Annotated in this window: 5 protein-coding genes; 2 read left to right on the forward strand and 3 right to left on the reverse strand. The window is 48.1% G+C overall.

The annotated features are described in order from the left end of the window. Positions 1-226: 226 nt before the first annotated feature. The 3 genes from V7Z60_RS08945 to cbpB form a co-directional block, all read right to left on the reverse strand. On the reverse strand, positions 227-1,366 hold the full coding sequence (locus V7Z60_RS08945) for an N-acetyldiaminopimelate deacetylase (RefSeq protein WP_334117481.1): 1,140 nt from the start codon (positions 1,364-1,366) through the stop codon (positions 227-229). 67 nt (positions 1,367-1,433) lie between these two features. Continuing rightward, positions 1,434-2,141, reverse strand: a complete 708-nt coding sequence (dapD, locus tag V7Z60_RS08950) for a 2,3,4,5-tetrahydropyridine-2,6-dicarboxylate N-acetyltransferase (RefSeq protein ID WP_334117482.1) — start codon at positions 2,139-2,141, stop codon at positions 1,434-1,436. Between the two features lie 24 nt (positions 2,142-2,165). After that, positions 2,166-2,687 carry a cyclic-di-AMP-binding protein CbpB gene (cbpB, locus tag V7Z60_RS08955; protein ID WP_334117483.1) on the reverse strand — a complete coding sequence of 174 codons (522 nt, stop codon included), beginning with the start codon at positions 2,685-2,687 and terminating at the stop codon, positions 2,166-2,168. 277 nt (positions 2,688-2,964) lie between these two features. On the opposite strand from cbpB, the gene V7Z60_RS08960 reads away from it, so the two are divergent. Together V7Z60_RS08960 and V7Z60_RS08965 are read left to right on the forward strand one after the other, a co-directional pair. After that, a complete protein-coding gene (locus V7Z60_RS08960) occupies positions 2,965-3,702 on the forward strand; it encodes an MIP/aquaporin family protein (RefSeq protein WP_334117484.1) in 738 nt (245 codons plus the stop codon). Between the two features lie 163 nt (positions 3,703-3,865). Then, positions 3,866-4,200, forward strand: a 335-nt coding sequence (locus V7Z60_RS08965) for a Gfo/Idh/MocA family oxidoreductase (protein WP_334117485.1), incomplete at its 3' end; no start/stop codon positions are given.

Genomic DNA, 4,200 nt, shown 5'->3' on the forward strand with positions numbered 1-4,200 from the left:
GGTGTGGAGCCGAGCGCTCATGAACCCGTAAATTCCGGCTCCTTATTACGGGCAAAACGACGATTTCTGGGATTTGCCCGTAATCCCACCCGGACTCACTGATCTGGCAGGCACTGCATTTGGCAAAAAGAAACTCTCGCTTCAAAATAAAAAATGCCGGACAAGCCCGGTCGCACCCGACCTTCCTTGTTCGGCATCTAATCAGGACTTTCTTCAAGCCGCTTTCCTATAGTTGCTGCTGACGGTATTCAAGAAAACCGATCATGGCGCTGACACCTTTTTGAATCGCCTCTTCCTTTGGTGCAAGGTGCTCTGAGTGCAGTGAATAAGGCGAATCCACGCCAAGCCAGAACATCGTTCCGGGAATCCTGGAAATCAGGAAGCCGAAATCCTCGCCCGTCATGGCAGGCTTTGTTTCGATGAACTCGACGTCTTCATTTTCCTTCATGTATGAAATGAAGTTCTTCGTCGTTTCATCGTTGTTTTCAACCGGCAGGTATCCTCCCTGATGCAGGTCAAGTTCAAGTTCGCAGTCGAAACTCCTGGCAACTCCCTCTGCAATCGCGCGCACGCGTTCCTGAATCTTCAGATTGTTGACTTGAGTCAAGGCGCGGATCGTTCCGTCAATTCGGCATGATCCGGCAATCACGTTGCCCGTCGTTCCCGCTTCAAAGTGACCGAGCGTCACAACGCCTGATTCAATTGGATCAATGTTGCGGCTGACGATTGTCTGAATCTGATTTACGAACTGAGCGCCGCAAACGACCATATCGTTTGCAAGGTGTGGAAATGCAGCATGTCCGCTCTTTCCGACGAACTTGGCATGGATTTCGCAGGTTCCGGCAAAAAGCGTTCCCATGCAGCATCCGATTGCTCCGGCCGGGAGCTGCGGATTGTCATGAAATGCGTAAATCTCATCAGGCATCCATTCGTCGAGTGCCCCGCTTTCGTAAAGCTGCTTGCCGCCGCTTGCATTTTCCTCTGCCGGCTGAAAGATAAACGTCATGTTACACTTCGGCTGATGTTCTGCAAAATAGCTCAAAATCCCCAGACAAACGGTCATGTGAATGTCATGTCCGCAGGCATGCATCCTTCCTTCATGCCTTGATGAAAACGGCAGGCCGGTTTTTTCCTCAACCGGCAGGCCATCGATATCCGTCCGGTAGCCGATCGTTTTCTGACCTTTTGATCCCGTCAAATGCACGATGATCGCCGTTTTCCATGTTTTAACTTCCATGAAGTCATGTGGAAATCCTTCAATAATTGCCAAAAGCGCCTTTTGCGTTTCAAATTCTTCCATTCCGATTTCAGGAATCTGATGCAAATTCCTTCTGATTTCAATTAACTCTTTTTCTGAAAGTGCCATTCTTCGTCACCTTTTCCGTATGAATCTCTAAAAAAAGCCCCCTTGCAGGGACTCGGTCTCAAAAATATCAGAGCTTGCGCAAATCGTCGACAAGTTCGATTTTGTCTTCCTTCACTTCGGAAACGTCCTTGACTTTTTTTGCAGGCATTCCCATTACAACCGTATGCGGCTCAACGTCTTTCGTAACGACGGCACCGGCACCGACAACGGCGCCTTTGCCAACGCGGACGCCTTCCAGAACGACCGCATTGGCGCCGATCAGAACGTCGTCTTCGATAACGACCGGTTGAGCAGAAGGCGGTTCAACCACGCCGGCAAGCACGGTACCCGCACCAATGTGGCAGTTTGCGCCGACGATTGCGCGTCCACCCAGAACGGCTCCCATGTCAATCATCGAGCCTGGTCCGATTTCTGCGCCGATGTTGATTACGGCACCCATCATGACGACGGCATTGTCACCGATTTCGACCTGATCGCGAATGATGGCACCCGGTTCGATCCGGGCATTGAACTTCTTCTTGTCAAGCAGCGGAACACCGGTATTGCGTCCGTCGTTTTCAACATGATATCCCGTAATTTCAGAATGACTCTTCAAAAACTTCTCCGCATCCTTCCAGTCACCGAACAAGACGCCGGCCTTGTCGCCGAAGTAAGCATCAAGTTCATCCGGAACCTCAAGCGAGGCCAGGTCACCCTTGACGTAGACCTTGACGGGGGTCTTCTTTTCTGATTCGGCAATTGTTCTGATGATGTCATGTGCATCCAATTTTGGCATCAATTCCACTTCCTTTTGCATTGTTTACTTATCATTATAACTTAAATCTGCCTTCGTGCCTATTTTTTCATCAACGAAATCCGGATTCGGCGTAACCAGATATTGTTTTTCCAGATCGTGAATCATGTAGTTGACGCTCTTCATAATCTCACGACGCGTCAGAATCCCGGTAAAGCACCCTTCGTCATCGACGACCACCAGAAATGGCTGATCGACGAGAAGATGCATGATTTCTTCAATGTTGTAAGGCAACGTGATTACCGGAACGTCTTTTTGCATCACGTCCCTGACCTTCATCCTGCTGAGCCGGCTCGGATCGATTCCGTTGAGCCCGAGCATCGTATCCGTAATCATTGCCAGGGAAAGCAGTCCCTTGAAGTGCTGTTCGCTGTCCAAAACGGGAATCTTGGCATATTTGACCTTGGTAAGCACGAGAAAAGCATGATCCAGATGATTGTCCTCCTGAACGTTTGCAACGATTTCGGAAGGAATCAGGAATTTGGATTCACGTTCTTCGATCATTTTCTGTGCAGCTTTTGCGATCATAATTTCACATCCCAAACTTGTTTATACTACCATTGTAGTTTATCTCGGCGAAAATAACATTAATATCGAGAATTCTTAGTAAATATATAATTTCAGCGTCCTTTTCCTTATGTAAAAGACAGCGCTCTTATTGCATATTTATCATGCTTTTCCATTTTCTTACATTTTTCGCCGGAAATTGCTGGAAATCATTGAAAACCTTATTGACAACAGGTTTTTCTATGATTATCATTGTTAGAGGATATCACTTATTTTTTTATAATTTTTGGAGGATGAAATGACTTTTTCATTAGCAACACGACTTGCCGCTGAATTCTTCGGTACGGCAATCATGGTTATCTTGGGCAACGGTTCGGTTGCCGACGTTGAATTAAAGGGGACGAAGGGTACAAAAAGCGGTTGGATCACAATCTCTGTTGGTTACGGTTTTGCCGTTATGATTCCTGCTCTGATGTTTGGTTCAGTTTCCGGAAATCACATCAACCCGGCGTTTACTCTCGGCCTGGCTTTTGCGGGCGCATTCCCATGGCACGAAGTACTTCCTTACATTGCAGCCCAGTTCATCGGGGCCGCAGTCGGCCAGCTGGTCGTATGGATCTGCTTCAAGCCTCACTATGACATGACGGAAAATCCGGATTCCATCCTGGGAACGTTCTCGACAAGCGATGCCACGGGTAACAAGTTCAACGGCTTCGTCAACGAATTCTTCGGCACATTCACCCTGGTCTTCGGAGCCCTTGCAATCACGCACTCGCCGATCTTTGAACATGGCAACCAGGGTGCCGGTTTCATCGGCATCGGCCTTTTGGTAATGGTTATCGTTACTTCGTTCGGCGGTCCGACAGGTCCTGCCCTGAACCCTGCACGTGACCTTGCACCGCGTCTGGTTCACCAGTTCCTGCCTATTCCGCACAAAGGCAGCTCACAGTGGGACTACTCATGGATTCCGGTCGTTGCACCAATCCTGGCCGGCATCTGCGGCGCATTGCTTTACAAGTCCATCTTCGGACTTTAATGTTAATTTTCAGGCATCTGGGATCGAGTTTCTTCTCGGTCTCTTTTTTTATGAAATGCAGTGCTGCCGTTCCTCTGCATTTCAAAATGCGATGATTTGGTTTTGCTATAATTTCTGTTGGAATTCTGCTACAATATTAATATAAATACTGAAAGTGAAGGTGATGACCGTGTCAATTCGTTATGGTATCCTGGGTCCAGTTGAATCTTCGAACTGGTTTGTCAAGGCGGCAGAGTTGAGTCCGAACAGTGAAATCGCTGCGCTTGCCTGCGGGGAAGCAAAGGCGAATCAAAATCTCATCGATGTCCCGGTTTTTGAAAGCTGTTCGGAGCTTTGCCAAAGTCCGGACGTTGATGCAGTTTTTGTTCCGACATCAAACACAAATCACTACGAAGGAGCAAAACTTGCGCTTGAAAACAAGAAGCACGTCTTAATCGATTCCCCATTCACCAAGCACAAAGTCGGTGCAGACGAATTGTTTCTGCTTGCTGAAAGACA

The organism is Ligilactobacillus sp., from assembly GCF_036846325.1.
GTDB lineage: Bacteria > Bacillota > Bacilli > Lactobacillales > Lactobacillaceae > Ligilactobacillus.